The following is a 278-nucleotide window of genomic DNA, read 5'->3' as shown; positions in this document are numbered from 1 at the left end:
TCGTGGGGCTGCAGCCCAACATAACGCTCCAAGAGCTCGCGCGCCTGTTTGGCTGCAGCCGTTGGATCGACATCGGTCATGGCTTCCTCAGCGCCACGCGTCGGTGACTCCAAAAGACTATAACCGTTAACCGTGCTGCTCTCCGAGACAAGCGTCAAAGCGCCGCCCCGATTGAGAACCGCAATCTCTGGATAGAACGGATGAGCGATCTCGTCGGTAAGTTCCCGCATAAAAATCTCGCGGTCACCATAGAGAATGCTAGCGCTGGAGAGCAAGTG

The 278-nt window shown here is 56.8% G+C and carries 1 protein-coding gene; it reads right to left on the bottom strand.

What is annotated here, in order from left to right; genetic code table 11:
• Positions 1-230, bottom strand: a 230-nt coding sequence (locus EE949_RS29605; protein WP_241152841.1) for a hypothetical protein, incomplete at its 3' end; no start/stop codon positions are given.
• Positions 231-278: the final 48 nt, after the last annotated feature.

The sequence above is a fragment of the Pseudomonas viridiflava genome (assembly GCF_900602065.1).
Taxonomy (GTDB): Bacteria; Pseudomonadota; Gammaproteobacteria; order Pseudomonadales; family Pseudomonadaceae; genus Aquipseudomonas.
This window is presented reverse-complemented; position numbering and strand designations above follow the sequence as displayed.